28 protein-coding genes and 1 pseudogene are annotated in these 25,117 nt (G+C 35.6%); 4 read left to right on the top strand and 25 right to left on the bottom strand.

Translation table 11 applies throughout. The features are described from left to right. Nucleotides 1–154: 154 nt before the first annotated feature. The 3 genes from Q0V21_RS28835 to Q0V21_RS28845 all read right to left on the bottom strand — a co-directional run bounded on the left by Q0V21_RS28835 (nt 155) and on the right by Q0V21_RS28845 (nt 2,579). On the bottom strand, nt 155–874 hold the full coding sequence (locus Q0V21_RS28835; protein ID WP_024634522.1) for a ferritin-like domain-containing protein: 720 nt from the start codon (nt 872–874) through the stop codon (nt 155–157). A 188-nt stretch (nt 875–1,062) separates the two neighbouring features. Continuing rightward, nucleotides 1,063–1,830, bottom strand: coding sequence for a nucleotidyltransferase domain-containing protein (locus tag Q0V21_RS28840; RefSeq protein WP_024634523.1), 768 nt, complete (start codon nt 1,828–1,830; stop codon nt 1,063–1,065). 227 nt (nt 1,831–2,057) lie between these two features. After that, nucleotides 2,058–2,579 (bottom strand): GNAT family N-acetyltransferase, encoded by a 522-nt coding sequence (locus tag Q0V21_RS28845; protein ID WP_024634496.1) that lies wholly within the window; start codon nt 2,577–2,579, stop codon nt 2,058–2,060. Nucleotides 2,580–3,299: 720 nt separating this feature from the next. Between Q0V21_RS28845 and Q0V21_RS28850 the strand changes: the two genes are divergently transcribed. Continuing rightward, nucleotides 3,300–4,007 carry a CAP domain-containing protein gene (locus tag Q0V21_RS28850; RefSeq protein WP_079346650.1) on the top strand — a complete coding sequence of 236 codons (708 nt, stop codon included), beginning with the start codon at nt 3,300–3,302 and terminating at the stop codon, nt 4,005–4,007. A 182-nt stretch (nt 4,008–4,189) separates the two neighbouring features. Here the strand turns inward: Q0V21_RS28850 and Q0V21_RS28855 are convergent. The 13 genes and pseudogenes from Q0V21_RS28855 to Q0V21_RS28915 all read right to left on the bottom strand — a co-directional run. Next, nucleotides 4,190–4,625: pseudogene (locus Q0V21_RS28855) on the bottom strand (IS30 family transposase); the annotation flags it as partial. 469 nt (nt 4,626–5,094) lie between these two features. Further along, complete coding sequence (locus tag Q0V21_RS28860; protein WP_301881800.1) at nt 5,095–5,823, bottom strand: ABC transporter permease; 729 nt, start codon at nt 5,821–5,823, stop codon at nt 5,095–5,097. A gap of 10 nt (nt 5,824–5,833) precedes the next feature. Then, a complete protein-coding gene (locus Q0V21_RS28865; RefSeq protein WP_301881801.1) occupies nt 5,834–6,574 on the bottom strand; it encodes an ABC transporter permease in 741 nt (246 codons plus the stop codon). Next, nucleotides 6,561–7,484, bottom strand: coding sequence for an ABC transporter ATP-binding protein (locus Q0V21_RS28870; protein ID WP_079346657.1), 924 nt, complete (start codon nt 7,482–7,484; stop codon nt 6,561–6,563). Before Q0V21_RS28870 ends, Q0V21_RS28865 begins: the two co-directional genes overlap by 14 nt. A gap of 96 nt (nt 7,485–7,580) precedes the next feature. Then, nucleotides 7,581–8,504 (bottom strand): sensor histidine kinase, encoded by a 924-nt coding sequence (locus Q0V21_RS28875; protein WP_079346659.1) that lies wholly within the window; start codon nt 8,502–8,504, stop codon nt 7,581–7,583. Between the two features lie 2 nt (nt 8,505–8,506). Then, nucleotides 8,507–9,205: a response regulator transcription factor gene (locus tag Q0V21_RS28880; protein WP_301881802.1), complete on the bottom strand. Its 699-nt coding sequence runs from the start codon at nt 9,203–9,205 to the stop codon at nt 8,507–8,509. A gap of 382 nt (nt 9,206–9,587) precedes the next feature. Continuing rightward, nucleotides 9,588–11,084: a serine hydrolase domain-containing protein gene (locus Q0V21_RS28885; RefSeq protein WP_301881803.1), complete on the bottom strand. Its 1,497-nt coding sequence runs from the start codon at nt 11,082–11,084 to the stop codon at nt 9,588–9,590. A gap of 330 nt (nt 11,085–11,414) precedes the next feature. After that, the gene (locus Q0V21_RS28890; RefSeq protein WP_079346665.1) at nt 11,415–11,879 is read right to left on the bottom strand and encodes a hypothetical protein; all 465 of its coding nucleotides are present in this window, start codon (nt 11,877–11,879) and stop codon (nt 11,415–11,417) included. A gap of 223 nt (nt 11,880–12,102) precedes the next feature. Continuing rightward, nucleotides 12,103–12,834, bottom strand: a complete 732-nt coding sequence (locus Q0V21_RS28895; RefSeq protein WP_301881806.1) for a class I SAM-dependent methyltransferase — start codon at nt 12,832–12,834, stop codon at nt 12,103–12,105. Nucleotides 12,835–13,044: 210 nt separating this feature from the next. After that, complete coding sequence (locus Q0V21_RS28900; protein ID WP_079346667.1) at nt 13,045–13,419, bottom strand: hypothetical protein; 375 nt, start codon at nt 13,417–13,419, stop codon at nt 13,045–13,047. Between the two features lie 235 nt (nt 13,420–13,654). Then, complete coding sequence (locus tag Q0V21_RS28905; protein WP_024634491.1) at nt 13,655–14,095, bottom strand: GNAT family N-acetyltransferase; 441 nt, start codon at nt 14,093–14,095, stop codon at nt 13,655–13,657. Nucleotides 14,096–14,271: 176 nt separating this feature from the next. Then, the gene (locus tag Q0V21_RS28910) at nt 14,272–14,778 is read right to left on the bottom strand and encodes a DUF1643 domain-containing protein (protein ID WP_301881807.1); all 507 of its coding nucleotides are present in this window, start codon (nt 14,776–14,778) and stop codon (nt 14,272–14,274) included. 187 nt (nt 14,779–14,965) lie between these two features. Beyond that, the gene (locus Q0V21_RS28915; RefSeq protein ID WP_018883096.1) at nt 14,966–15,190 is read right to left on the bottom strand and encodes a helix-turn-helix domain-containing protein; all 225 of its coding nucleotides are present in this window, start codon (nt 15,188–15,190) and stop codon (nt 14,966–14,968) included. 152 nt (nt 15,191–15,342) lie between these two features. Here Q0V21_RS28915 and Q0V21_RS28920 point away from each other — a divergent pair, with 152 nt between their 5' ends. Then, a complete protein-coding gene (locus tag Q0V21_RS28920; RefSeq protein ID WP_301881814.1) occupies nt 15,343–15,630 on the top strand; it encodes a DUF6809 family protein in 288 nt (95 codons plus the stop codon). Between the two features lie 1,047 nt (nt 15,631–16,677). Here Q0V21_RS28920 and Q0V21_RS28925 read toward each other — a convergent pair. The 8 genes from Q0V21_RS28925 to Q0V21_RS28960 all read right to left on the bottom strand — a co-directional run bounded on the left by Q0V21_RS28925 (nt 16,678) and on the right by Q0V21_RS28960 (nt 22,469). Then, nucleotides 16,678–17,406 carry an ABC transporter permease gene (locus Q0V21_RS28925; protein WP_301881800.1) on the bottom strand — a complete coding sequence of 243 codons (729 nt, stop codon included), beginning with the start codon at nt 17,404–17,406 and terminating at the stop codon, nt 16,678–16,680. Between the two features lie 10 nt (nt 17,407–17,416). Further along, a complete protein-coding gene (locus Q0V21_RS28930) occupies nt 17,417–18,157 on the bottom strand; it encodes an ABC transporter permease (protein ID WP_301881815.1) in 741 nt (246 codons plus the stop codon). Continuing rightward, on the bottom strand, nt 18,144–19,067 hold the full coding sequence (locus Q0V21_RS28935) for an ABC transporter ATP-binding protein (RefSeq protein WP_079346657.1): 924 nt from the start codon (nt 19,065–19,067) through the stop codon (nt 18,144–18,146). The genes Q0V21_RS28930 and Q0V21_RS28935 overlap by 14 nt, the downstream gene beginning before the upstream one ends. Before the next feature lie 96 nt (nt 19,068–19,163). Next, nucleotides 19,164–20,087: a sensor histidine kinase gene (locus Q0V21_RS28940; protein ID WP_079346659.1), complete on the bottom strand. Its 924-nt coding sequence runs from the start codon at nt 20,085–20,087 to the stop codon at nt 19,164–19,166. Nucleotides 20,088–20,089: 2 nt separating this feature from the next. Further along, nucleotides 20,090–20,788, bottom strand: a complete 699-nt coding sequence (locus Q0V21_RS28945) for a response regulator transcription factor (protein ID WP_079346661.1) — start codon at nt 20,786–20,788, stop codon at nt 20,090–20,092. 317 nt (nt 20,789–21,105) lie between these two features. Then, on the bottom strand, nt 21,106–21,552 hold the full coding sequence (locus Q0V21_RS28950) for a hypothetical protein (RefSeq protein WP_301881816.1): 447 nt from the start codon (nt 21,550–21,552) through the stop codon (nt 21,106–21,108). 173 nt (nt 21,553–21,725) lie between these two features. Then, on the bottom strand, nt 21,726–21,914 hold the full coding sequence (locus Q0V21_RS28955; protein WP_301881817.1) for a hypothetical protein: 189 nt from the start codon (nt 21,912–21,914) through the stop codon (nt 21,726–21,728). Nucleotides 21,915–21,992: 78 nt separating this feature from the next. After that, a complete protein-coding gene (locus tag Q0V21_RS28960) occupies nt 21,993–22,469 on the bottom strand; it encodes a hypothetical protein (protein WP_301881818.1) in 477 nt (158 codons plus the stop codon). A gap of 498 nt (nt 22,470–22,967) precedes the next feature. Here Q0V21_RS28960 and Q0V21_RS28965 point away from each other — a divergent pair, with 498 nt between their 5' ends. Then, nucleotides 22,968–23,441, top strand: coding sequence for a MerR family transcriptional regulator (locus tag Q0V21_RS28965; protein WP_301881819.1), 474 nt, complete (start codon nt 22,968–22,970; stop codon nt 23,439–23,441). Beyond that, nucleotides 23,425–23,835, top strand: a complete 411-nt coding sequence (locus tag Q0V21_RS28970) for a hypothetical protein (RefSeq protein WP_301881820.1) — start codon at nt 23,425–23,427, stop codon at nt 23,833–23,835. Before Q0V21_RS28965 ends, Q0V21_RS28970 begins: the two co-directional genes overlap by 17 nt. Nucleotides 23,836–24,413: 578 nt before the next feature. On the opposite strand, the gene Q0V21_RS28975 is transcribed toward Q0V21_RS28970, so the two are convergent. Then, nucleotides 24,414–24,890, bottom strand: coding sequence for a DinB family protein (locus Q0V21_RS28975; protein ID WP_301881821.1), 477 nt, complete (start codon nt 24,888–24,890; stop codon nt 24,414–24,416). Nucleotides 24,891–25,117 lie beyond the last annotated feature (227 nt).

Here is a 25,117-nt window from a genome sequence, read left to right on the forward strand (position 1 = left end):
TCCCACCGACTTAAGCCACGTTAGAGGCGGCCGCGATGCGGTTAGTCGGTGCGGATGTGTCCGCCTGATTCCACTTCCCTGCCAATTCCCTTCGGGCTGACCGAGGGAGCGTCAGGACCCGAAGCTTGGATATAATGTTATCTGACGTAAACCTCTACTGTGAATTAGCTATAATCTTCTTTGTTAAGTTAAACTCATGACGGCATTCATGGTAATAACTTTTGAGTTTATATCCCCCAGCTTTAAATACAGGCTTATGTTGATACCACACTATAATTAGCGTTCCTTCAAAAAGGATTCTACGAAGGATATAAACTATTCTGTTAAAGAGAACGCTTCTATTTTGAGCAAATTTATGAAGTGTTTCGGATTGAAACTGAACATGTTTCTCCTCATCACTTAAAATCTGATTACATAAATCTATTAATACTTCTGACTTTGTAGATTTTTGCAAGGCTTTATAGTACAACTTAGCAATGATCTCAGCAGTTAATAGAACAATGACTGATTGTTCTAGACTCGCATATCGACGTAATCTTCTAAATACATTGTCCACCCAATGTCTACGAAGGAGTGGGATTCCTTGTACCTTCATAAATCTGCCTAGATCTCTAGCGTGCCTTTGTTCTTCTTTAATGAATTCTATAAGTGCTTCATAGTAATCCTGATCTTGTGTCTGATGTACATATTCTTGCGCACGTTTAATTAGATGTTTACCTTCAGATTTTTCTCCTAATTGAAACTGTTGAATTGACTTAATGATTATTTCTCTTTCATTAGTTGTTAATTTATAGTTGTCATCCCAATGAATATATTTGAGGTTTTGATTATTTCTTCGATAATATTGCACCCATTTCGAGAAAGTGATATTCATTATTTGCTCCTAAAATGTAATAGGTTTATCTCAGATAACGTTTTGTATTGACGACGTCCTGGCCCCTTAGAGTCGCTGCTTATAGTTGTGAGGCTTGCCGAACACCTAATGCAGTGACTTCCCGACGGGCTTAGGGGGCTGGATGTGGTCACTCGCTTCTCAGAGTGACCCGGATCGTCAATATGATGTTAGCCGAGGGAATTTCTGGAGGCAGCCATTGTATTTAAGGCGTTCTCAAAATAGCTATATACTTTATCTGCAATTCCCAGAAACTCTTCAACAAGTACATTACTATCCAAGTAACAAGCATACAGATAATCAACTAAAGCGGAGTCAATCTCACAATAGTTTAATATGGCATTCTTCATCTTAATAATGTCATCTTGCCATACCCCTGTATCTTCTAAAACCAAAGAGTATAATGCACGAATTAATCTCTTAGAGTAACCTTTAATATATCTAGTTTTCATTGTGTGATCACTAGCATTAGAAAGTAAACGATGTATACGATCTACTTCCTCCTTGGTCTCTGTATTTAAGTCTAAAATAAACTCTGGAGAAATAATTATCGGTGGTACTTTTTCACCAACGTCATGACCATATAGGCAAACACAAATGATCTTAACCCAAAAACCCCACTCATTTGGTTTACTTAATACATCGTCAATCGAGCAAATTATCGTATCAATCTTAGTTACTACTGGATATTCTTCCAAAAGCCTGTCTTTAATATTTGACAATCTTTCGTAATCAATATCTTTGGGATTTGCACATACAATAGTAAAGTCTGCATCTGACTTAAAAGGTTTAGCAGTTCCTTTTGGAATCGAGCCACACATATAAATGCTATGAATCTTATCTTTAAATTCGGCAAGTATATGATCTATATACTTATCAACAAAATCCTTATATTCACTTTGTATTACAATTCTATTTATAACTTTTTCTAATATCATATAGACTCCTCCTACACTAAGAACTTCTTTCGGCTAACGTTCCCGCATTCACGACGCTTGGCGTATGCCAAGTGTGTGTCCGGTAGCCTCTGCTTCCCTGAAATACTTCTGCCGGACCAAGGGCGTATGCTCGATGCGTGAATATAATGTTATGAGATGTCATCGACTCCAATGAAATACAAGAATATTATTAAATGTGGTTTTATTTCAATTAAAGTTTAATAAACTTATAATTTCGCTAAAACCTCATCAATGTTATCCCATTCATAAATTAATTCATTTAGAACTTTTCCCCCGATTATTATTTGAATTGATTTACATAATTTAGCTCCATAATGTTCATAGAAATATCGTGTCTTATTATCTTCTAGAACTTCAACAAATATCTTTTGATAGCCTAAAAATTTAAATTGTAGAAACAGTTGTTTAAGTAATTCTTTCCCTAAACCTCTTCCGTGATATTCCTTAAGTATGTATATAGATGTTAAATCACTAGAATTGGCTACTATATTTGTTTCTCTCTTCCAAGAATCTGCAAATCCAATAATTTCTCCTTCTGGGTTTTCTGCTATAACTACAAAATTATCTTCTCTTTCAATATTTTTGATCCATAATTCAGTTCTTTTTTTATATGAAAGATTATATAAGAATTCATCTGGAATAATACCTTTGTAAGTTGTTCTCCAACTATCCACATGAACTTTTGCAATGCCTTCTGCATCATTAATCGTTGCTTTTCTTATTTGCATAATATAACCACCTCATAGGATTAGTTAAAACGAATATCTCAAGCACTTAGCCATAACTGTATATAATGAGTAGCATTATACAGTTCCTATCTTGTAATTTATTTACGATGATTTCTCATAATTTTCTTGTATTCACGAAACGCTCGGCCTTAGATAGCTCTTATCTTAGGCTGGGGCGTTTGTTGACTGAGATTTCTTCCATGATTATACATCTGTCAATCAAGGGGCGATAGCCCCGCAGCTTGAATACTTTGTTAAACGCAGTTTCTGACTTCATGGAATTATCAAATACTCGCTTTCAGCTTGTTTTATATGATGCAGCATATGGTTTATATTCTATAAAATTGTCTATACCGCCAACGGGGGCGTTTAGTTAAGCAGGACTTCGAAAAGTACACTGTATCTCGCGGCAATAATGAATGAGTGAAATTAGTTTGAATAGATTCTCCCAATTATCCATCGAAATACTCCAATCATCAGGAATCCCATTGAAATAGATAACATTCATCCCGTGATGCATTTATGACCCGATATGGCCTTCTTTATCCATAACCATTCGCAACACGCTTTGCTTTCCTCGAGACACAAAAAAAGACAAGGCTATCTAAATGGTATCGATCATAAAAAAGTACTGGATAAAATATTAGGAATAAGTAAATGGCATACAGGAAAACATAAATCCGGGAACTTCAATAACTAACGGATCTAGGAGGTTGGCAAATGGCAAAGTTTTTCGTTTTAACAATATTATTATTGGTGGCAGGCTGTTCGTCCCATAACAATATGATGCAAAAACAAGTGACTCCTGAGCAAAAACAAATTTCAATTCATGATCATGCTACTGCACCAAACTCTGTCCTCACACAGGCATCATCAACAGCTACATCTTGGCAAGAGAGATCTATTACAACAAAAGAAGCCCAAAATGGAATTCCATTGGATTTGTTGGATATGATTCGAACACCGGATGGAAATCCAGTAAACCAGGCACCTTCAGGAAATCCTGAAAAAAAGGAGCCAACAGGACAAGTACAGGAAGGTAAAAAAAATACTACGGATAAAACCGATTTTGAGCAGCAGGTTCTGGATCTAGTCAATCAAGAAAGGGCCAAAACAGGATTAAGTTCCTTGAGTAGGAATGAAGAATTGTCAAATGTGGCTATGGTCAAGGCACAGGACATGTACAACCACAGTTACTTTGATCATAATTCGCCAACACATGGATCCCCCTTCGATATGATGAAGGAATACGGGATCACATATAATACCGCTGGAGAAAACATCGCAAAAGGGCAAACCACCCCTACCCAGGTTATGAAGGAGTGGATGAATAGCCCTGGCCACAAAGCAAATATACTGAATAATAGTTATACTCATATCGGTATTGCTTATTATAACAACACATGGGTCCAGGAATTTACTGGGTAGCGCCTTTCATCTCCCAACAATAAAGTATCAAAAACCCGCAATTTATGTCGGGTTTTTGATACTTACAGATCCTGCATACGCCACCAGTTGTTTTGTTTCCTCGAACCGGATTAAATTGTAAATCTTATCCATCTTCATCTTATTTGCATTAATTTCACCTACCGTTTTTATGTGATAGATTGTCAAACCAAGTGCGACAGTTCCTCTGTGAAAGATTCGTGAGCGGTTTTCCAGCCCAGACATTTCCGAGGGCGATGGTTGATTAAATGAAGCGAACGCTCCAATGCTGCATCTAATATTTGAGTAAAGTCTGTGCCCTTGGGAAAAAAACTCACAAAGTAAGCCGTTTGCATTCTCATTTGAACCTCGTTGCCAGGAAGAGTAAGGGTCTGCAAAATAGATATGTACGTCGTGCGTTTCCTCCAAGTTCGCGTAGCAGGCAAATTCCTTGCCACGGTCTGTTGTAGCAGTTTGAAAAGCTGCAGCAGGATCCTTCGGACGCTGTGAAATGGGTCTGCCTACCGCAAACTTACGGCGTGTTTCCGCAGGTTTCTGACGCTTACCCTTGTGTCGGAGTACATGCAAAGCACCTTTCAATAGACGACCTGCATAGATCCAGGCTATGGGCCATTTTTTTTATTTCCAGTAGGTGTCGCACTTCATATTACAATCCGTCATGTTTATAAACCCGAGAGGCTTAATGAGAGTCTGCTTTTCTGCTTAACACTACTTGCATTTCTTATTGTCACTTTCATTTTTATTTCACGCTTTGATACATTTTTTTCTTTGTGTTATTAATTTATTTAGTACATGATTCTTTAATTAAATTCTCACTGAACTTCTTCTCGTTCCTGTATTTACGAATCCCAAAAGAGTTGTCTGCATAAATGCCTCTTCGAAATCCATCTTGCAGACTCATTTCATTTTGTGTATCTGAGGTGGCTTCGAGTGTCCAATTGGATCAGGGGGCTTTAAAGAAATCTATCTTTAATATGTTCTTTAGCTCTTAAACAAGCATTCTTATAACCTTCACTTCTCATATTGTCGGAAAGAATTTTTTGGAGGTTTGGCAAATAGATGCCCTATTTCATTTGCATTTGTTCATGCCTGCAAGTGTTACTGCGGCAAGTCCTACGCAAAATAGTAAACTAATGCAACTAAGCATGACCTGAATTGTCGATGCTTCATAGTAGCCAGATATGGTAAATACAGCTGTAATAGGATATAAAGCTTTTAGGGTATTTGACGTACTCGCAAATAATCCAATAAAAGAATAAAATTCAGTGATAACTAACGCGATCCAGTATCCTTTTTTCATGTATGACACCAAAGCAATAATAGGTGATATTGCAAGAAATATACATATACCATCCAATAAATAAGCTTTCAAAAAATTCATGACTAACCCTAAGGATAAATCAGAAAAATGTAAAGCTGCTTCAGTGAAAAATGTTATAAAAAAGAGTAACAAGTAAAAAACGATACTATATACGAGGGTTATAATCATTTTTGCAATTGTCAACTTTGCTTCATTCACAGGGATAAGTCGAAGTGAATCAATTGTATGCTCCTGTTCTTCACGGCAGATCATGTAACTACCTAAAAGAGCAATTACCGCTGGAAGAACGAAAAATGTTGCCAGTGGTTGAGCCACAGCCATATACCAACCTGTAGTATCTATATCTCGAATACCGTCATTGTCTGTTAAGCCGGATAAAAAAACAATAACTGCTACCATAACCGTCGCAAAAATTGCAATCCAAACAAAACTTAACCGGCGAATCTTTTGATGTTCCGCCCAAAGTAATGCTCGCATTATTAACACCTCACTTTCTTGCTAATGCAACGTTTGCAAGGAGTACGGATACAATCCCCCAAATAAAAATGCTAAGAAATGCCATAGGGATGCTAATTACCTGTGTATAGTTTAGTCCTGGAATATCTCCGTTTCGAGCAACGATCACTGCCATGCTGGATAACGGATGTATATACATATTTATCGAAACTATAATAGAACCAAGGAAAGCATAAACTAGTGTTATAGCAACTGGAAGAATATATCCGTTTTGCGTTGTAGCAATTGCCAAAATCGGCAGCATTGCAAAAGCTGTAATAACACCAATCTCCAAACACTTCCTTATCAAGAACAAAACGTTTTGCCAATCAAATGCGATATCTCCGAGAAGTATGCTAAATATAACGGTACCTACAGCTGTAACTAACATGAAGCAAACAGAATAAATCAAAACCACAAAAAATTTGCTAAAAAAATATCTCATTTTGCTGACAGGCACAATCCAAAGTTGTTTAAGCATATCGTATTGATTTTCATTGTACATTAGCATTGTGCTTAATATTCCTAAAACAACAGGTAAGATAATAAAAAGTGTAAGTCCGAACGCTGACCATTTATAAAACTGTACAGGGTCACCACCTGTATCCCACGCATATTTGAATAATAGGTACGCTAGGAATGGCATGATGAGAGCTGAAAACATCATAATCCACACAAATGTTCTACGTCGTAACTTAAGAAATTCTATTTGAATAAGTTTAAGCAATGCCATCTCCTCCCGTAATTTTCCTAAAATAGTCCTCTAAAGTGTCATTACAAAGCTGAGAACTAATAACCGACACATCTCCCAATATTAGTGCCTTATTAACAGATGCCATATCCAGAGAATTATCATAGATTTGCAAGGTATGATCGTCTTTCACAGAATAACTTTTCAAATCGAATTGACGTTCCAAGATCAAGCTAGCTTTAGCAGCATCAGAAACTTCAAGTAGAATGTACTTACCATTTTTTCGTTTAAGTTCCTCCATACTATTTTCTTCTAACAGAACACCATTGTCGATAATTCCAATATCATCCGCAAGCAATGAGATTTCCGAAAGAATATGGCTGGAAATAAGAATTGTTTTCCCACGTTCAACGCTTAAATTCTTAATGAAATCCCTGACTTCTGCTATACCTATAGGGTCCAGGCCGTTTGTAGGTTCATCTAAAATTAATAGTTCAGGGTCATGCAAAATAGCATTAGCTATACCCAGACGTTGTTTCATACCGAGAGAATACTCACCAAACAACTTCTTATCCTTATACGGTAATCCTACAATTTCCAGTGCGTTCTTTACAGCGTTAGGAGCAGATGTACCACGCAGTTTTGCAAAAATGTTCAAATTTTCTGTTCCAGTTAAGTTTGGATAGAATCCAGGCGTTTCAATAATCGCTCCAATTCTGGGATATACCTGCTTTTCTCTACCTTTAATGTTCTTACCAAATACGTCTACCTCACCGGAAGAGGTAGACGTTAACCCTAAGATCATTTTCATAATTGTGGTTTTACCGGCGCCATTACGACCGAGTAAACCGTAAATACGTCCTTTTTTCACATGGATATTTACATTATTTACAGCTTTCTGATCCTTATAGATTTTAGTAAGTTGTTTAGTTTCTATGGTATAGTTTGTCATATGAATACCTCCTTTATTTACATTTTATCAAACATATCTTGCCAAAATCTTGCCGAAATCTTGTTTGTTTCTTGCTAACAAAAAAGCCCTCAAAAATTAGAGAGCTCTTGGAAGTTTGACTATAAATGTTGTACCACCAGATAGTAAATTTTGAGCATTGATTGTTCCTTTATGCAGATAAACAAGTTCTCTAGCAATAGCAAGCCCTAAACCATTTCCGTTAGTCGAACGTGATTCATCACTTTGATACAATCTATCAAATATATGTGGCAGGTCATGAGTAGATATCCCTTTCCCATTATCACTAACCTGAACGATAATGTTTTGTTCATTTCCGCTTATTTTTAGATCAATTTTAGTTCCCTCACTATGTGCAATAGCATTTTGAATTAAATTATTAATAATTCTTATATAAGCATTTGGATCTAATCGGATGAAGCATTCTTTGTCAGAAATATCAATATTGTATTGAAAATGCTCTTCCTCAAAGGTTGGTATCCAATTTATCAATATATCACGAGTAAATTCGTTTATATCATGTTCTTCGAGTTTAAACACTTGCTCTTTTGCGTCAAGTTTAACCCAATCAAATAAAACTTCAACAAAACCCTTCAAGTGATGTGCTTTACTCAAAGCGATTTCAAGATATTCTTCTTTTTCTTTGCCTGTAACAAACTTCTCTTGAATTGCTTCTAAATAGCCAACTAAAGAAGTTAAGGGTGTTCTTACATCATGAGATAAACTCGTCATAAGTCGCTTATAAGCCTGTTCGGATTGCTTTAACTGTACGAGTTGAGTTTGACTATTCATTGCTATATCATTTATGAAATAACAAATTGTTTTGGTGATATCATTTTCATTTACCAAAATACGACGATTCCAATTTCCTTTTTTTATATCGACTAAAGAATCTTCAATAATTGAAAGTTGTTCAGAAACCTTATACAGTTTTGTTACCAAATAAACGATAACAATAATACAAAAAGCTAGAGCCATAAGTAGAATATAGATCCATTCCATAATTAAGCCTCCTTATTAAAACGATAACCTACTCCGTGTACCGTTAAAATATAAAATGGCTGTTCTGAATTGGGTTCTATTTTTTTTCTCAATTTACTTATAAAGGACATAATATTATTGTCATCAAAAGAATAATCATCTTTCCAAACTTGTGTATAGATTTGTTTCTTCGTAAATACACGACCTTTATTCGAAGCTAAAAATACTAATAAATCAAATTCTTTGCCTGTTAAATCAATTAGCTTGTCTTCAACATGAACAGTTCTTATTTCTTTATCAATTACAATTCCTTTAAAGGTAAGGATGCTCACGGAATCCCCAGAATTAAAAGTAGTATATCTTCTAATCAAAGATTGCACTCTAGCAATAAGTTCATTGATACTGAATGGTTTTGTTAAATAGTCATCTGCTCCAAGGCTAAGACCTGTTACCTTATCCGGCTCACTTGCTTTAGCCGTCAGCATAAGTACGGGCACATTACTATATTTTCTTATTTCTGATAATACTTGAAAGCCGTCCATATTAGGTAACATCACATCTAAAATAATTAGGGAATACGAGTCGTTTTCATTCATGATTTGAAGTAATCCCGTTTGGCCGTTAAATGCCATATCGGTTTCTATGTTTACATGTGATACGCATTTTTTTATTAATGAGCACAATTCCATATCATCATCTATGATGAGTATTCTATTTGTCATGAGGTTTCTTCGCCCCTTTTTCTTTCAAACTAAGTGCTGCAGCTGATTAAACATACTATTTTACAGATATAAAATTAACATATTCATAGTTTGAATTTCCTCCCTTCTGGTCATTTCGTCTAACGTTTGGCATTCCTGACGTTCAAGCAGCTTAAGTGACCGTAGGAAACGTGTCGTCAGACTTAGCTGGTTGAATGTATCGCTTGAATAATCTCCTTGGAAATCCTTTTTAGCGATCAAGGGCGAATGCCCGCTGTAGGAATGCTCTGTTATCGGATTTCAGCGCCTTCTTCGAAATATACCTATTCTTCTTTAAAGATTTGAGAAATCAAGATCAGACAAACAATCGTATGTGATTTTCACATTTCACCTCATATTTTTTTTATAAACTGCTTCTAATAATTCCGATTTTTTTAATATTAATTATTATCGATAAAATACAATTGATAGAAGTAAGCCCCATCCAAATAAACATTGAATACGACATCCACACCTTTATCATTAAATAATTATTGTCTAATAGATAAGGCAAGATCATTACCAATACCAAAAGCATAATGCTTAAGATTAGTTCGATACTACTTCCTGTCATTTTTCTGAACCTTGTCTTTTCAACTTTAATATTTAGTTTTATTCCTCTAACGAGTTTAATTGCTTGTACACATAAGATAACGACGGCTATTATTACTAAGAATGAAAATACCAAATCAATTAATAGATACACGTCATCATAATTAAATTTATTCATATGATTTCCATTCATATTCTCATAAATGTTATTAGCAATTAGCGATGGTGCAGTTGAATTCAAATTAGCCAGAACAAATATGGCCTGCTGCTTTTCTAAATCAATAAGAACCTGTGAGGAGTAATTAGGATTAGATCCATTATGACTAACAACTCTATTTTTCGTATCAATACTCCATCCGAATGAATAGTATTGATTTTCATCTTCGTATCCCGCCGTTTTGATGTCGACTTGATGAGATTGTTGTATCGCTTTTAATAAATTATCTGGCATATCGCCTATCCCCATTTGGGCATTAATCCAGCGTTCTAAGTCTTTTGAATTCGTTACCAAATATCCTGCAGCGATATTCCCATAATATCTAGGGGCATCATATTCTAAGCCTCTTCCAAAAAATACACGATATCCTTTAGTAAGTTTATCAGATTCCTTTTCCTGACCTGTTGAAAAATAACTATCAGTCATCCCTAAAGGAACCAGTATGTTTTCAGTCATGTAATCCTGATAACGTTTGCCTGTAACTTTTTCAATAATCATCGCTAAAATATCATAATTAACTGTAGCATAATTATATGCTGTCCCAGGATACGTATCTAATGCAATGTCTGACACATTATGTATCGTTTTTTCAAGCATATCCTCCGTGGTACCTTCAGGAATTAACCGAATACTCCACGGTGGAATTCCACTTGTATGAGCTAACAATTGATGAATCGTAATATTAACTTTCTCACCCTTAATAGTTGGCTCAAACGATGGAATATAATCTGTAGTAGAATCTGAAAGAGATAAGTAGCCCTCATTTTCTAATAGAATAACGGCCAAAGCCGAAAATGCCTTTGTAGTCGATCCCAACTCAAATAATGACTCTTCAGTTACCCTCTTCTTATTATTAACATCTGCATATCCGTAATTCCTATATTCTGTCTTGCCCTGCTCTGATACTACCATAGCCACCCCTGGAGTCGCTGATTTGGCCATTATGGTTTCCACCATATTATCCGTATTATCATAATTCCCTGTCCTTACCAAACTCCCAAGTTCATTCCAACACACTATAGTTGTAATGATTGTGATAAGTAGGATGATACATACTGTTGATGTGCCTGTTTTACTTAGTATTTTCTTCATTGTGGTTCTCCCTATTGTAAGTCTTTTAAAAAAATAATAATGAACCAAACTATTATATAATTAAACACCATCCATAAATACCTACTTTGTGCCGTTATGGCTTAGAGAAACATAGTTCTTAAAGCCATTTAATTCTTTGCGCTGATTTCCGATAACGTTCACTGTATTCACGACGTCCCACCGACTTAGTGACCAACGCGAGCGGCCGCGATGCGGTTAGTCGGTGCGGATATGCCCGCCTGATTCAGCTCCTCTGCTTATATCCTTCGGGCGGACCGAGGAGCCCCTAGGTTCCGATGCGTGGATATCATGTTAGATGAAGTTACCAGACTACTCCGAAATTACCCACGGAACGATCCCTTCAAATTCAATTTGTAATATTGGCTCTGGAAATCCATCACGCACTAAATTTTTCTCATTCGTAAATCCAAATCTGAAGTTATCGATTTTATATAAATCTTTGTCTAATGAATTCACTGTTCCTGATTCATCATTTTTGTTCCATACATCAGGTCCACTAATCAATCTACCAACTATATGAAAGAACCCGCCATATAAATGGGTTCCATCTTCATTCTCACAGTATTCGGATACTTCTCCTTCTTTTCTTGGATCTATTCCTAAACTATCAAAAAAGGTTACAACATCCTTCGGTAGGAATGGAGTTGCCTCAACAAAGTTCTTACAGTTTAAACATTCGCAACCCTCAGTAATTAAATGATAAGATTTATAGAATTCTTTGGTTTTATTAAAATCATATTCAATTATCCATTTGTGTATTTGAATCCTTTTCATGGGTTCACATCACTTTGCTCTGGTAATTTCATCTAACGTTCCCGTGTTCACGACGTCCCTTACCCTTAGATAGCTCTTATCTTAGGGTAAGGGATGTGTCCGACTGATTATCTTCCATGCAACTGAAATACTTCTAACGAATCCACTCCTTAAAACTTCGGTCGGACCAAGGGCTTTAGCCCGCAGCGTGAAAATTTTGTTAGATGATGTTACATTGATTTACCTACACAATTCTTTTTGCCTTAATTAATATAAAAGATGGTCTCTTTCTTTCATATATTAATTTGGGCATCTTCTCAAGACCCTCTGGAATTGATTCAGGTTCAACAATTTCTTGAACAACTAGCCCATTTTGTATCAATACATTAAGTAAAGTTGAGAGTTTTCTGTGGTATTTTATTACTCCATCGATTCCCCAAAACTCTGTTCTGAGTCCTTCTTCTCCATAATTATCAATAGGCCAATGAAGTATATTGTTATCGGAATCTTTAATCCATCCTTCTTTACTCTTATTTGACAATACAATAGGATGCTCTGTAGAAAACACCAAGTAGCCATTTGGTTTAATCCATTTTGCAATCCTACTAATTAATAAATTATAATCTTCAATATAATGAAAGGCTAATGAACTGACTACCAAATCAAATTCATTATTATTGAAATCAATTTCTTCCATGGAACTATGGAGATAATGAATTTTAGATCGTTTTCTTGCCATATCTAACATCTTCTCTGAAATATCTACACCTGTAACATGAGTTGCTCCGTTATCGATAATATAATTTGCCTGTTCACCAAAGCCGCATCCCAAATCTAGTACTTGTAAATCCTTAAGGACTGGTAATAATTTTCTTATTGCAGGTTGTTCAATAAAGTCATTGTATGTGATTCTCGTTTCTCTTAATTTCTTATACATCTTAAAGAACTCTGGGTTGTCATAAAGATTCTGCTTCATGTTATACCTCCACAATTATCTTCGTAATTTCATCTAACGTTTTGGTGTTCACGAAACGACCCAGCCTTAGATAGCTCTTATCTAGGCTGGGTCGTTTGTTGTCTGCGCTTCTTCCATGATTATACATCTGACAACCAAGAGGCGATAGCCCGAAGCTTGAATACTTTGTTATAAGATGTCCCCATCTTCTAAGGTCAACTTTTTAAATCTTTATGCCTTAGTTATACTCATTTCTTTAGCTAGTACCCATCCATTAAATCCATAAGAAGAAGAAATTATATAGCATTTATATTGCTCTTTAATTAGTAATTCTTTTAGTTCATCTATGCTTTCATAATTCACTGGCCAACAATACGGTTTATGTCTTTCAAATAAATCTTTACTTCCCTTTATAAATTCATCAATTTCATAATTTTCAATATCTAATAGGATACTTCCATATAAATGATCTTCAAATAGATGCGCCATTACATTGAAGAACTTTATATTCACTGTTTTTTCTCTATTCTCTGTATTAATAACGATGTGTTTATTCTTCAGATTGACTTCATAAGAAATCACTTCATTGTCATGAACTGAAGTCATTATGATTCACTCCTTTTTATTCTTGTGGGGATTTCTTATAACGTTTGCGCATTTCTGACGTTCAAGTGGCTTAAGGTACGTATTGCACTGGGTCTCCAGACTTAGCCAGTTGGATGTGTCGTCTGAATCACTTCTCAGAATCCCCTCTTGGCGACCGAGGAGCGAACGCGACGATGCAGAAATGTTATGTTAGACGATGGGCAATGCCCTCTTGAATTCACATTCAAAATAAAACTCATGTTATGTTCTTATTTAAAAACATTACTCTGTCTACTTCAGTAAATCCATTCTTCTTATAAAATATCTCTGCAGGAATACCTCTATCGGTTAATAAAGTTATGTTCTCAATCCCATCAAATTCAAGTTTTTTCTCTAAGAATTTCATAAGCTTTGATCCTACTCCTGTTTTTTGTTTCTCTACACTTACACACATTTCATTAATAAAAAACTCATCTCCACTCCACCAACGCTTCCGGACACCAAAAACAAAACCAATTATCTCTTCTCTGTCTTCAGCGATAATACCAATAAATCCAGATGAGTTGGTGTAATCAAGTAAATATTGAAATGCAGTTTCTGTAGACCATTCATCATTCCATGGTTCTTGATTAAATACATTAGTGAAAGTATTGGTACATCTCAGGAGATCGTTTCTCTCAAATGATTTAAGTTCCATTTTTAATCAACTCTATTCGAATGTTTTTTTGTTTTTTTAATTGCATGTCTTTCATCTAACGTTCCTGTATTCATGAACCCCAAAGGTGTTGTTTGCTGAAACCCCTTCTCGAGATCACCCAGCAGACCAAGGCTCCATAGGAGCAGTAGCTTGAATATTATGTTATGGGAAGTACCTTACTCCAAGGAACAATCACTCAATATAAATTGGTTTATCCTACTTGGATGTCTCCCTATACGCCCTTCATTATCTATGAATCCTTTGATTTCTACATTAGTTTTCTTTAATAGGTTTCTTATGTATGCTTTTCTTTTGGTGTATTTTGACTTTTCAATTCCCCATCCAATAATTATCAAGTCAGTATCTGCTATAGAACATTCAATATATTGATCATTTAACTCACCTACGGCCTCTGAATTATTTGATAAAGCAGAAGGGTCTGTTGAAATAAATGCATATAAGTTTACTATCCTAAGTGCTCCAAAATCATTATCTATTAGGAAATTCATCAATTTACAAACACTCACATCCGTTTTCAATTCATCTGCAAAGCTCGGATTAATCATAATCACAGTCGCCTTTTTCTTCTCACTGTTCCAAACTCTCTCAAGCAAATATCTGTGCCTTTTATCTTTTGAAAAAATCACTTTTGATTGTATACTAGCTTCTTGAATTATTGTCATATAATTTCGTTCCTTTCTATAAAATTTCTTTAGTGGTATTTCCCATAACGTTCCTGTATTCATGAACCCCGAAGGGGTTGTCTGCTGAAATCCCTCTCCGAAATCCACCTCTCAGACCAAGGCTCCGAAGGAGCTGCTGCTTGAATATTATGTTATACGACGGAATCTCTTCTCGAAACGGATCTCACTATTTGTTTTCTTCTGGTACATATTCGATCAAATCAGACAACTTACAATTAAACGTATCACACAACTTGAAAAGTGTTTCTAATTTTGTTGTTTCTATATTCGTCTCCCTGTATAACTTGTTAATTGAGTTACGACTTAGACCTGATCTCACCATCAATTCGGTTATATCATCTATTCGATGTTCTGCCATGAGTTCTCGTATATTACACTTGATTACGTTCATCTTTTCCCCTCCATACCTCTATCTTATCTTCCACACTAGTAATTATCAACGAAAAGTGAAGTTTTAACTCTATAAAGTCAAATACTCACCTTGCAATTAACTTTATAGGGTTATATAATGACTCTATAAAGTTAATCAAAGAAGGAATAGATATGGTTAATACATTAGAATCGCTAACAGAACCGCTTATAAGAATACGTCTAGAATTACTCTATACTGAACTTATGGGATGTCATGCGGAATACAATCAGCTTTCTGCGGAGACAGATCAATACTTTAAAACACTTCGTGATGCTTTGCCCGATCAACTTAAACATACGGTCTTTCTTTACGAAGACGCTCAAATTTCTCTTCAATCCATCTTAGAAAGAAGTATCTACATACAAGGTTTCAAAGATGCTCTACAACTCTTTAGTGAATTGCAAAACTATAGCATTTAGAGTGTTATGTGACGCTCTTTTTCTATTATTTTCGATTCTGTCGTATAACGTTCACTGTATTAATGACGCGAGCCGGACTTAGATAGCTCCTATCTTAGGCCGGCTCGTGTTTCGTCTGAGCTTCTTCAATGATTATACATCGGACGACCAAGGGGCGTAAGCCCCGAATCGTGAATGCGTTTGTTATACGATTGAACTTTGAGTTACAATCAAAATCATCAATCAAACGCCCTATAAATCATATTAAGGATAGTATTTATACCACCCCAATCATGCGGAATGCTTTCCCCTTTTCAAAATTATCAAGTAATTTGAAATATCCTTTGTAGTATTTGTTCTTTATTCAAGATCTCTCCTTGATATTTTTTTAATAACTGATTATATCCTTTCCATTGGACTGGAATTAAGTTTTCATTTCCATATTTTAATATATCAATTCTAAGATATAATTCGATGCTACATGCTAAGCCATTAATATCGGTTGAAATAATTCCATAAGGTCCGAGTGTTGGGTAGCTTTTTGAAAATTCTAGATCAGGATACGAAACGATTTTTATGTTGTCAGGAATATCAATTTTATTGAGTACAGTACGTGCCTCAAAACGAAGACAGGAATAGAGAAAAAACAGCCCCTGAATTGACCTTTTGTTAGACTTCACTAACAAAGTAGGTACAGTTTAATGTCTGGGCTGTTCTTTCACATGTACTCCAAATATAAAGAATACCATCTATCCTGCAATCATAAGGCATCATTTCACTTTATTTAGTACATGATTCTTTAATTAAATTCTCACTGAACTTCTTCTCGTTCCTGTATTTACGAATCCCAAAAGAGTTGTCTGCATAAATGCCTCTTCGAAATCCATCTTGCAGACTCATTTCATTTAGTGTATCTGAGGTGGCTTCGAGTGTCCAATTGGATCAGGGGGCTTTAAAGAAATCTATCTTTAATATGTTCTTTAGCTCTTAAACAAGCATTCTTATAACCTTCACTTCTCATATTGTCGGAAAGGATTTTTTGGAGGTTTGGCAAATAGATGCCCTATTTCATTTGCATTTGTTCATGCCTGCAAGTGTTACTGCGGCAAGTCCTACGCAAAATAGTAAACTAATGCAACTAAGCATGACCTGAATTGTCGATGCTTCATAGTAGCCAGATATGGTAAATACAGCTGTAATAGGATATAAAGCTTTTAGGGTATTTGACGTACTCGCAAATAATCCAATAAAAGAATAAAATTCAGTGATAACTAACGCGATCCAGTATCCTTTTTTCATGTATGACACCAAAGCAATAATAGGTGATATTGCAAGAAATATACATATACCATCCAATAAATAAGCTTTCAAAAAATTCATGACTAACCCTAAGGATAAATCAGAAAAATGTAAAGCTGCTTCAGTGAAAAATGTTATAAAAAAGAGTAACAAGTAAAAAACGATACTATATACGAGGGTTATAATCATTTTTGCAATTGTCAACTTTGCTTCATTCACAGGGATAAGTCGAAGTGAATCAATTGTATGCTCCTGTTCTTCACGGCAGATCATGTAACTACCTAAAAGAGCAATTACCGCTGGAAGAACGAAAAATGTTGCCAGTGGTTGAGCCACAGCCATATACCAACCTGTAGTATCTATATCTCGAATACCGTCATTGTCTGTTAAGCCGGATAAAAAAACAATAACTGCTACCATAACCGTCGCAAAAATTGCAATCCAAACAAAACTTAACCGGCGAATCTTTTGATGTTCCGCCCAAAGTAATGCTCGCATTATTAACACCTCACTTTCTTGCTAATGCAACGTTTGCAAGGAGTACGGATACAATCCCCCAGATAAAAATGCCAAGAAATGCCATAGGGATGCTAATTACCTGTGTATAGTTTAGTCCTGGAATATCTCCGTTTCGAGCAACGATCACTGCCATGCTGGATAACGGATGTATATACATATTTATCGAAACTATAATAGAACCAAGAAAAGCATAAACTAGTGTTATAGCAACTGGAAGAATATATCCGTTTTGCGTTGTAGCAATTGCCAAAATCGGCAGCATTGCAAAAGCTGTAATAACACCAATCTCCAAACACTTCCTTATCAAGAACAAAACGTTTTGCCAATCAAATGCGATATCTCCGAGAAGTATGCTAAATATAACGGTACCTACAGCTGTAACTAACATGAAGCAAACAGAATAAATCAAAACCACAAAAAATTTGCTAAAAAAATATCTCATTTTGCTGACAGGCACAATCCAAAGTTGTTTAAGCATATCGTATTGATTTTCATTGTACATTAGCATTGTGCTTAATATTCCTAAAACAACAGGTAAGATAATAAAAAGTGTAAGTCCGAACGCTGACCATTTATAAAACTGTACAGGGTCACCACCTGTATCCCACGCATATTTGAATAATAGGTACGCTAGGAATGGCATGATGAGAGCTGAAAACATCATAATCCACACAAATGTTCTGCGTCGTAACTTAAGAAATTCTATTTGAATAAGTTTAAGCAATGCCATCTCCTCCCGTAATTTTCCTAAAATAGTCCTCTAAAGTGTCATTACAAAGCTGAGAACTAATAACCGACACATCTCCCAATATTAGTGCCTTATTAACAGATGCCATATCCAGAGAATTATCATAGATTTGCAAGGTATGATCGTCTTTCACAGAATAACTTTTCAAATCGAATTGACGTTCCAAGATCAAGCTAGCTTTAGCAGCATCAGAAACTTCAAGTAGAATGTACTTACCATTTTTTCGTTTAAGTTCCTCCATACTATTTTCTTCTAACAGAACACCATTGTCGATAATTCCAATATCATCCGCAAGCAATGAGATTTCCGAAAGAATATGGCTGGAAATAAGAATTGTTTTCCCACGTTCAACGCTTAAATTCTTAATGAAATCCCTGACTTCTGCTATACCTATAGGGTCCAGGCCGTTTGTAGGTTCATCTAAAATTAATAGTTCAGGGTCATGCAAAATAGCATTAGCTATACCCAGACGTTGTTTCATACCGAGAGAATACTCACCAAACAACTTCTTATCCTTATACGGTAATCCTACAATTTCCAGTGCGTTCTTTACAGCGTTAGGAGCAGATGTACCACGCAGTTTTGCAAAAATGTTCAAATTTTCTGTTCCAGTTAAGTTTGGATAGAATCCAGGCGTTTCAATAATCGCTCCAATTCTGGGATATACCTGCTTTTCTCTACCTTTAATGTTCTTACCAAATACGTCTACCTCACCGGAAGAGGTAGACGTTAACCCTAAGATCATTTTCATAATTGTGGTTTTACCGGCGCCATTACGACCGAGTAAACCGTAAATACGTCCTTTTTTCACATGGATATTTACATTATTTACAGCTTTCTGATCCTTATAGATTTTAGTAAGTTGTTTAGTTTCTATGGTATAGTTTGTCATATGAATACCTCCTTTATTTACATTTTATCAAACATATCTTGCCAAAATCTTGCCGAAATCTTGTTTGTTTCTTGCTAACAAAAAAGCCCTCAAAAATTAGAGAGCTCTTGGAAGTTTGACTATAAATGTTGTACCACCAGATAGTAAATTTTGAGCATTGATTGTTCCTTTATGCAGATAAACAAGTTCTCTAGCAATAGCAAGCCCTAAACCATTTCCGTTAGTCGAACGTGATTCATCACTTTGATACAGTCTATCAAATATATGTGGCAGGTCATGAGTAGATATCCCTTTCCCATTATCACTAACCTGAACGATAATGTTTTGTTCATTTCCGCTTATTTTTAGATCAATTTTAGTTCCCTCACTATGTGCAATAGCATTTTGAATTAAATTATTAATAATTCTTATATAAGCATTTGGATCTAATCGGATGAAGCATTCTTTGTCAGAAATATCAATATTGTATTGAAAATGCTCTTCCTCAAAGGTTGGTATCCAATTTATCAATATATCACGAGTAAATTCGTTTATATCATGTTCTTCGAGTTTAAACACTTGCTCTTTTGCGTCAAGTTTAACCCAATCAAATAAAACTTCAACAAAACCCTTCAAGTGATGTGCTTTACTCAAAGCGATTTCAAGATATTCTTCTTTTTCTTTGCCTGTAACAAACTTCTCTTGAATTGCTTCTAAATAGCCAACTAAAGAAGTTAAGGGTGTTCTTACATCATGAGATAAACTCGTCATAAGTCGCTTATAAGCCTGTTCGGATTGCTTTAACTGTACGAGTTGAGTTTGACTATTCATTGCTATATCATTTATGAAATAACAAATTGTTTTGGTGATATCATTTTCATTTACCAAAATACGACGATTCCAATTTCCTTTTTTTATATCGACTAAAGAATCTTCAATAATTGAAAGTTGTTCAGAAACCTTATACAGTTTTGTTACCAAATAAACGATAACAATAATACAAAAAGCTAGAGCCATAAGTAGAATATAGATCCATTCCATAATTAAGCCTCCTTATTAAAACGATAACCTACTCCGTGTACCGTTAAAATATAAAATGGCTGTTCTGAATTGGGTTCTATTTTTTTTCTCAATTTACTTATAAAGGACATAATATTATTGTCATCAAAAGAATAATCATCTTTCCAAACTTGTGTATAGATTTGTTTCTTCGTAAATACACGACCTTTATTCGAAGCTAAAAATACTAATAAATCAAATTCTTTGCCTGTTAAATCAACTAGCTTGTCTTCAACATGAACAGTTCTTATTTCTTTATCAATTACAATTCCTTTAAAGATAAGCATGCTCACGGAATCCCCAGAATTAAAAGTAGTATATCTTCTAATTAAAGATTGCACTCTAGCAATAAGTTCATTGATACTGAATGGTTTTGTTAAATAGTCATCTGCTCCAAGGCTAAGACCTGTTACCTTATCCGGCTCACTTGCTTTAGCCGTCAGCATAAGTACGGGCACATTACTATATTTTCTTATTTCTGATAATACTTGAAAGCCGTCCATATTAGGTAACATTACATCTAAAATAATTAGGGAATACGAGTCGTTTTCATTCATGATTTGAAGTAATCCCGTTTGGCCGTTAAATGCCATATCGGTTTCTATGTTTACTTGTGATACGCATTTTTTTATTAATGAGCACAATTCCATATCATCATCTATGATGAGTATTCTACTTGTCATGAGGTTTCTTCGCCCCTTTTTCTTTCAAACTAAGTGCTGCAGCGGATTTAATATACTATTTCCCAGATATAAAATTAACATATTCATAGTTTGAATTTCCTCCCTTCTGGTCATTTCGTCTAACGTTCCAGTATTCACGACGTCTCACCGACTTAAGGCTCCGCCCGGAGCCGGCCGCGATGTGGTTAGTCGGTGCAGATGTGTCCGCTGAATTGGCTTCCCTGCCAAACTCATTGGGCGGACCGAGGAGCCTCCAGGATCCGAAGCGTGAATATAATGTTATCTGATGCCAATGACTTCCTGAGATACATTCAAATTTAAACTCTTTGGATTTCTTTTATTATTGGTTCTGTTGTTGAAACAATATCAATGATATGGTTCAAACAAGATATTCCATAATGCTTATATGGTCCGGGATATTCTTCAGTTGCAAATGTACTTGATTTAATAAAATCAAGATATCTTGACTTACTGTATATTCTAAATATCTTACCTTTGAATTCTTCATAATCATCCCAAACAGTATAGCTTTCGTTCCTTACCGAATATCCGATGTACCATTCAAAATCCAATTGTATAAACGGCAATGATTCATCAATGTCAATTGAATATGAATCTTTGATTTCCGTACTTCCTATAATAATTGTTTCAGCTGCTTCGCTAGACTTACTTCTACTTAGAACTAATCTAAGATGATTATCTCTTGTTTCATAAATCTGGTCTAAATATATGTCTTTAAAGTTTGACAGGTCTGAATAATTCAATGTCTCCACTTCCAATAGGTTTTAATAATGATATCATCGGTTTCAGATAACGTTCCTGTATTCATGACGTCCGACTTAGTCGGATGTGTCTGCTGAAATTCCTCCTCGAAATTCTTCCAGCAGACTTAGGCTTCAACGGAGCCGCTACTTGAATATTATGTTATCGGATGTTCTCATGTTTCTTCTTCATTCAATGTACGTAAGATAGGTATTTCAACTACTTCCCCTTTAGCAAGTTCTTCAGCAATCAATTTATAAAAGTCATTTAATAAAGTCACTGTACCATGTATCTTTTCATAACGGAAAGTAAAGTCATCAACAATTCCAACTATGGGATAATCTTTAATTACTCTATAAAACATTTCAACCTGTATAAGAACAAGGTTAACCAAACTTAGTAGTTGAAAATGAATATCTCTATCTTCAGTTCTATCAAATATTCAAGAAACTCCTTGATAGTGTTCTTCACTCAATTCAAAATTTCCAAATGCACTTAAGATACTAGAATGCGCGAATTTACTATTAATCTGCTTTTTATACACATGAATTGTATCAGACATGTCTTCTTTATAATTATTTTCAATCCATTTATTTGCTTTTGATTTTACTCCTGATTTCTCTACCATTGAACCTTGATCATTTTTGATAGCAAAACTATCAATTTTAGGATTATACAATGCATAACACGCCAATACTGCAGACTCAATTGATAAACGTAAATTAAAGCTTGTTTGAACAGTATGCTTTCTAATTAATGATAAAATCGCTAAATACAATGAATTATTGGTTTGAGATAAAAAACCAGCAAATATCCAGGCACTGATCTGATAATTTTTAGTAAATGTCCAAGAAAACTCTATTGCCTCTAAACATACTTCAAAGATTAATCCAAATTGATCGTTTGCTCTTATAATCATCTCATGTTGCTGAACATTCTTTACACCTCCTGTACAGTTTTTTTATTCAGTATATTTTATGAGAATTTCCGATAACGTTCCTGTATTCACGAACCCGAGAACCTTAAGCCCCGTCTGGGGCGGCCGCGACTGCGGTTAGGTTCGCAGGGTTGTTCGCCTGATTCCACTACTCTGCCGATCCCTTCGGGCGAACCAAGGAGCCGCCAGGCTTCGCCGCGTGAATACTATGTTAACTGATGTCTCCGACATCTTAAGCTGCTTTCAAAATACGCTATTATTCAGCCCTTATTCAAACCTTATTCAAACCTTTATTTCGAATTGTATCCCATTCCCTTTCTTATTTCACTACTTCTTTTAAATAGACTTTGTTAAACTGTATTGTTAATTTTTTTATTGAAGTACCGGGCAGCATAGTTGCATGGATTGCATGAATACCGCGTGCAAAAAGATAGTAAAAACGATTGACATTGGAGTCTACTCCAATGTTATTTTGAATGTATGGAAAAACAATATTCTATAAAAGAGGTTTCACGGATACTTGGTATCCCGAAGGATACGCTGCGGTATTATGACCGTATTGGAATCGTATCGCCGTCTCGGGGACACAATTCTTATCGCAGGTATTCTAGGGACGACATCGTTGATTTGATGAATATTCAAATCATGCAGTATGCGGACTTTTCTCTAGAAGAAATCAAGGGGAAGTTTCAGTTCCACAGAATGCAGAGTGTAGATCCTGCTTATTGCCAGGAGGTCGCTGAATTCCTTGATGCCAAGAAAGCAGAAACACGCAAGAAAATCGCACATCTTGAAAAGGTCAGTCAGTTGCTCGACGTAGCAGTTAAAACGCTAAGGGACTTTAATCATGAAAGTGACCAACGGCTGGCAGTATTCGTTCGGGAGATTTACCGGGATCTTCACAAGAAGGAACCTGAAATAACTAAGGAGGATTGTGATGGACATCAAAATTAAGAATTATTATTGTTTGATTGCCGGCGTTCTTGCAATACTTTTTGCTGTTACGCACGCATGGAACGGGCAATCCGCTGTACTGCCGACACTCTTAGTGAATGATATAGCCTTGGATACACGGATAACATTTACGTATGTCTGGCACATTATCACCGCTGAGAATCTGGTTTTCGGCATAGTATTCATTATCCTGTCATTTCAAAGCGAGAAATCTAAGATCCGGTTTGCTGCGTGGATGATCGTGTCACTTCTGCTCATTCGTCTGATGGTCATTCTCGGTGTAACCGCATTTTATGATGTTTCGACACTTACGAATACGTTAATCGATTCGATTGCCATCTTAATCTATGCCGCTTTCATTATACTGGGCACAAGAATAGAGAAAAAAGAGTAAGGAGGTCAATCATCACAAACCAGTAGGAAGGTTTGAAGCACTAAACTGCGTTTCACTGCCATTGATTTGCAATACGCTAACGGGAAACAAGTTCAGAATAAACCGTCTAATGTGGCGGTTTTTTCTTTTAGTAGCAAATCAACAATCAAGGATAACAGAGCCTATAAATAAAAAATGCCCCTGGTCATTCACTTTCGACCAAGGACATTTCACAATATCATCTCTTATTAAACGCACGTACTTTCTAGGTAACCCTATGCATTCAATTCGGATCTAGACATCGCAAAATCTAAACAAACTAAGATAATTTAAGTAATGCTTTTATATTTCTTTCCTATTTGACTTACTGAAACTTAAATTGTACTTATCGATCTTAAAATACTCTTTCCGGAGATTTCAGTTAACGTTGTTGTGTTCCTGACATCAATTCCCCATAGATAGCTCTTATCTTAGGGGAATTGATGTGTCTGCCTGAATCCGCTTCCTTGATATCCTTCAGGCAGACCGAGCGGCGACAGACGCGAAGCTGGAACACAGTGTTATAAGATGTTGGGGCCATCCCTGAATTCGCTTACACTTTACTGTATTGACTTTACGTACTTTTCAATTTGTTTTTTATGATGTTTATCGTGGGGAATAAATCCTCTTAAATATCCCCTAATCGAAAACTTCTTTCTGTCTCCGTCTTTATATTCCTTTATATAATCTTCCTCTGGTAATCCGGTGATATCATCAATGATCTTGTTTCTGTGTTCAATGAATTGGTTAATGATAGAATCTCTTGTTTGGGTCTTTGCATATTCCCTTGCATTAGCGTTGAATTCATCAAAGTTCAAATGCCTTACAGTCACGGATTGACCAAGCTTAATCTTCTCTATGCCTTCCTCATAAAAATATTTGTCCCAAAGCATGATATGACTTACAACATCTTTCAATGACCATTTCCCTTCTGAAATGGGACTGTTCCAATGTTCCTCATCTATAGTCTTTAACTCTTGTACAAAATCAATAAAGGTTTTGAATTCTTCCACCATTTCCAAAGAGGTCTTCGCCATGTACATTACTCCTTTGAGTTGTTTTTATATCCTTTGCCCCAATTTCTTATAACATTTCTGTATTCATGAACCCCAAAGGGGTTGTCAGCCGAAATGCCTCCTCGAAATCCATCTATCAGACCAAGGCTCCATCGGAGCCAAAGAATGAATATTATGTTATACGAAGCACTTCGCTTCATTGAACTGCATTCAAAATCTCAATGACTAAAATAGCTTCTTCTTTATAG

The sequence above is a fragment of the Paenibacillus sp. 11B genome, assembly GCF_030487755.1.
GTDB lineage: Bacteria > Bacillota > Bacilli > Paenibacillales > Paenibacillaceae > Paenibacillus > Paenibacillus vandeheii.

Excerpts from the sequence above, each read along its gene's own strand:
- Q0V21_RS28835 (WP_024634522.1), bottom strand. The coding sequence starts at position 874 with ATGAATATCACTTTCTCGAAATGGGTGCAATATTATCGAAGAAATAAT.
- Q0V21_RS28840 (WP_024634523.1), bottom strand. The coding sequence starts at position 1,830 with ATGATATTAGAAAAAGTTATAAATAGAATTGTAATACAAAGTGAATAT.
- Q0V21_RS28845 (WP_024634496.1), bottom strand. The coding sequence starts at position 2,579 with ATGCAAATAAGAAAAGCAACGATTAATGATGCAGAAGGCATTGCAAAA.
- Q0V21_RS28850 (WP_079346650.1), top strand. The coding sequence starts at position 3,300 with ATGGCAAAGTTTTTCGTTTTAACAATATTATTATTGGTGGCAGGCTGT.
- Q0V21_RS28860 (WP_301881800.1), bottom strand. The coding sequence starts at position 5,823 with ATGCGAGCATTACTTTGGGCGGAACATCAAAAGATTCGCCGGTTAAGT.
- Q0V21_RS28865 (WP_301881801.1), bottom strand. The coding sequence starts at position 6,574 with ATGGCATTGCTTAAACTTATTCAAATAGAATTTCTTAAGTTACGACGT.
- Q0V21_RS28870 (WP_079346657.1), bottom strand. The coding sequence starts at position 7,484 with ATGACAAACTATACCATAGAAACTAAACAACTTACTAAAATCTATAAG.
- Q0V21_RS28875 (WP_079346659.1), bottom strand. The coding sequence starts at position 8,504 with ATGGAATGGATCTATATTCTACTTATGGCTCTAGCTTTTTGTATTATT.
- Q0V21_RS28880 (WP_301881802.1), bottom strand. The coding sequence starts at position 9,205 with ATGACAAATAGAATACTCATCATAGATGATGATATGGAATTGTGCTCA.
- Q0V21_RS28885 (WP_301881803.1), bottom strand. The coding sequence starts at position 11,084 with ATGAAGAAAATACTAAGTAAAACAGGCACATCAACAGTATGTATCATC.
- Q0V21_RS28890 (WP_079346665.1), bottom strand. The coding sequence starts at position 11,879 with ATGAAAAGGATTCAAATACACAAATGGATAATTGAATATGATTTTAAT.
- Q0V21_RS28895 (WP_301881806.1), bottom strand. The coding sequence starts at position 12,834 with ATGAAGCAGAATCTTTATGACAACCCAGAGTTCTTTAAGATGTATAAG.
- Q0V21_RS28900 (WP_079346667.1), bottom strand. The coding sequence starts at position 13,419 with ATGACTTCAGTTCATGACAATGAAGTGATTTCTTATGAAGTCAATCTG.
- Q0V21_RS28905 (WP_024634491.1), bottom strand. The coding sequence starts at position 14,095 with ATGGAACTTAAATCATTTGAGAGAAACGATCTCCTGAGATGTACCAAT.
- Q0V21_RS28910 (WP_301881807.1), bottom strand. The coding sequence starts at position 14,778 with ATGACAATAATTCAAGAAGCTAGTATACAATCAAAAGTGATTTTTTCA.
- Q0V21_RS28915 (WP_018883096.1), bottom strand. The coding sequence starts at position 15,190 with ATGAACGTAATCAAGTGTAATATACGAGAACTCATGGCAGAACATCGA.
- Q0V21_RS28920 (WP_301881814.1), top strand. The coding sequence starts at position 15,343 with ATGGTTAATACATTAGAATCGCTAACAGAACCGCTTATAAGAATACGT.
- Q0V21_RS28925 (WP_301881800.1), bottom strand. The coding sequence starts at position 17,406 with ATGCGAGCATTACTTTGGGCGGAACATCAAAAGATTCGCCGGTTAAGT.
- Q0V21_RS28930 (WP_301881815.1), bottom strand. The coding sequence starts at position 18,157 with ATGGCATTGCTTAAACTTATTCAAATAGAATTTCTTAAGTTACGACGC.
- Q0V21_RS28935 (WP_079346657.1), bottom strand. The coding sequence starts at position 19,067 with ATGACAAACTATACCATAGAAACTAAACAACTTACTAAAATCTATAAG.
- Q0V21_RS28940 (WP_079346659.1), bottom strand. The coding sequence starts at position 20,087 with ATGGAATGGATCTATATTCTACTTATGGCTCTAGCTTTTTGTATTATT.
- Q0V21_RS28945 (WP_079346661.1), bottom strand. The coding sequence starts at position 20,788 with ATGACAAGTAGAATACTCATCATAGATGATGATATGGAATTGTGCTCA.
- Q0V21_RS28955 (WP_301881817.1), bottom strand. The coding sequence starts at position 21,914 with ATGTTTTATAGAGTAATTAAAGATTATCCCATAGTTGGAATTGTTGAT.
- Q0V21_RS28960 (WP_301881818.1), bottom strand. The coding sequence starts at position 22,469 with ATGATTATAAGAGCAAACGATCAATTTGGATTAATCTTTGAAGTATGT.
- Q0V21_RS28965 (WP_301881819.1), top strand. The coding sequence starts at position 22,968 with ATGGAAAAACAATATTCTATAAAAGAGGTTTCACGGATACTTGGTATC.
- Q0V21_RS28970 (WP_301881820.1), top strand. The coding sequence starts at position 23,425 with ATGGACATCAAAATTAAGAATTATTATTGTTTGATTGCCGGCGTTCTT.
- Q0V21_RS28975 (WP_301881821.1), bottom strand. The coding sequence starts at position 24,890 with ATGGCGAAGACCTCTTTGGAAATGGTGGAAGAATTCAAAACCTTTATT.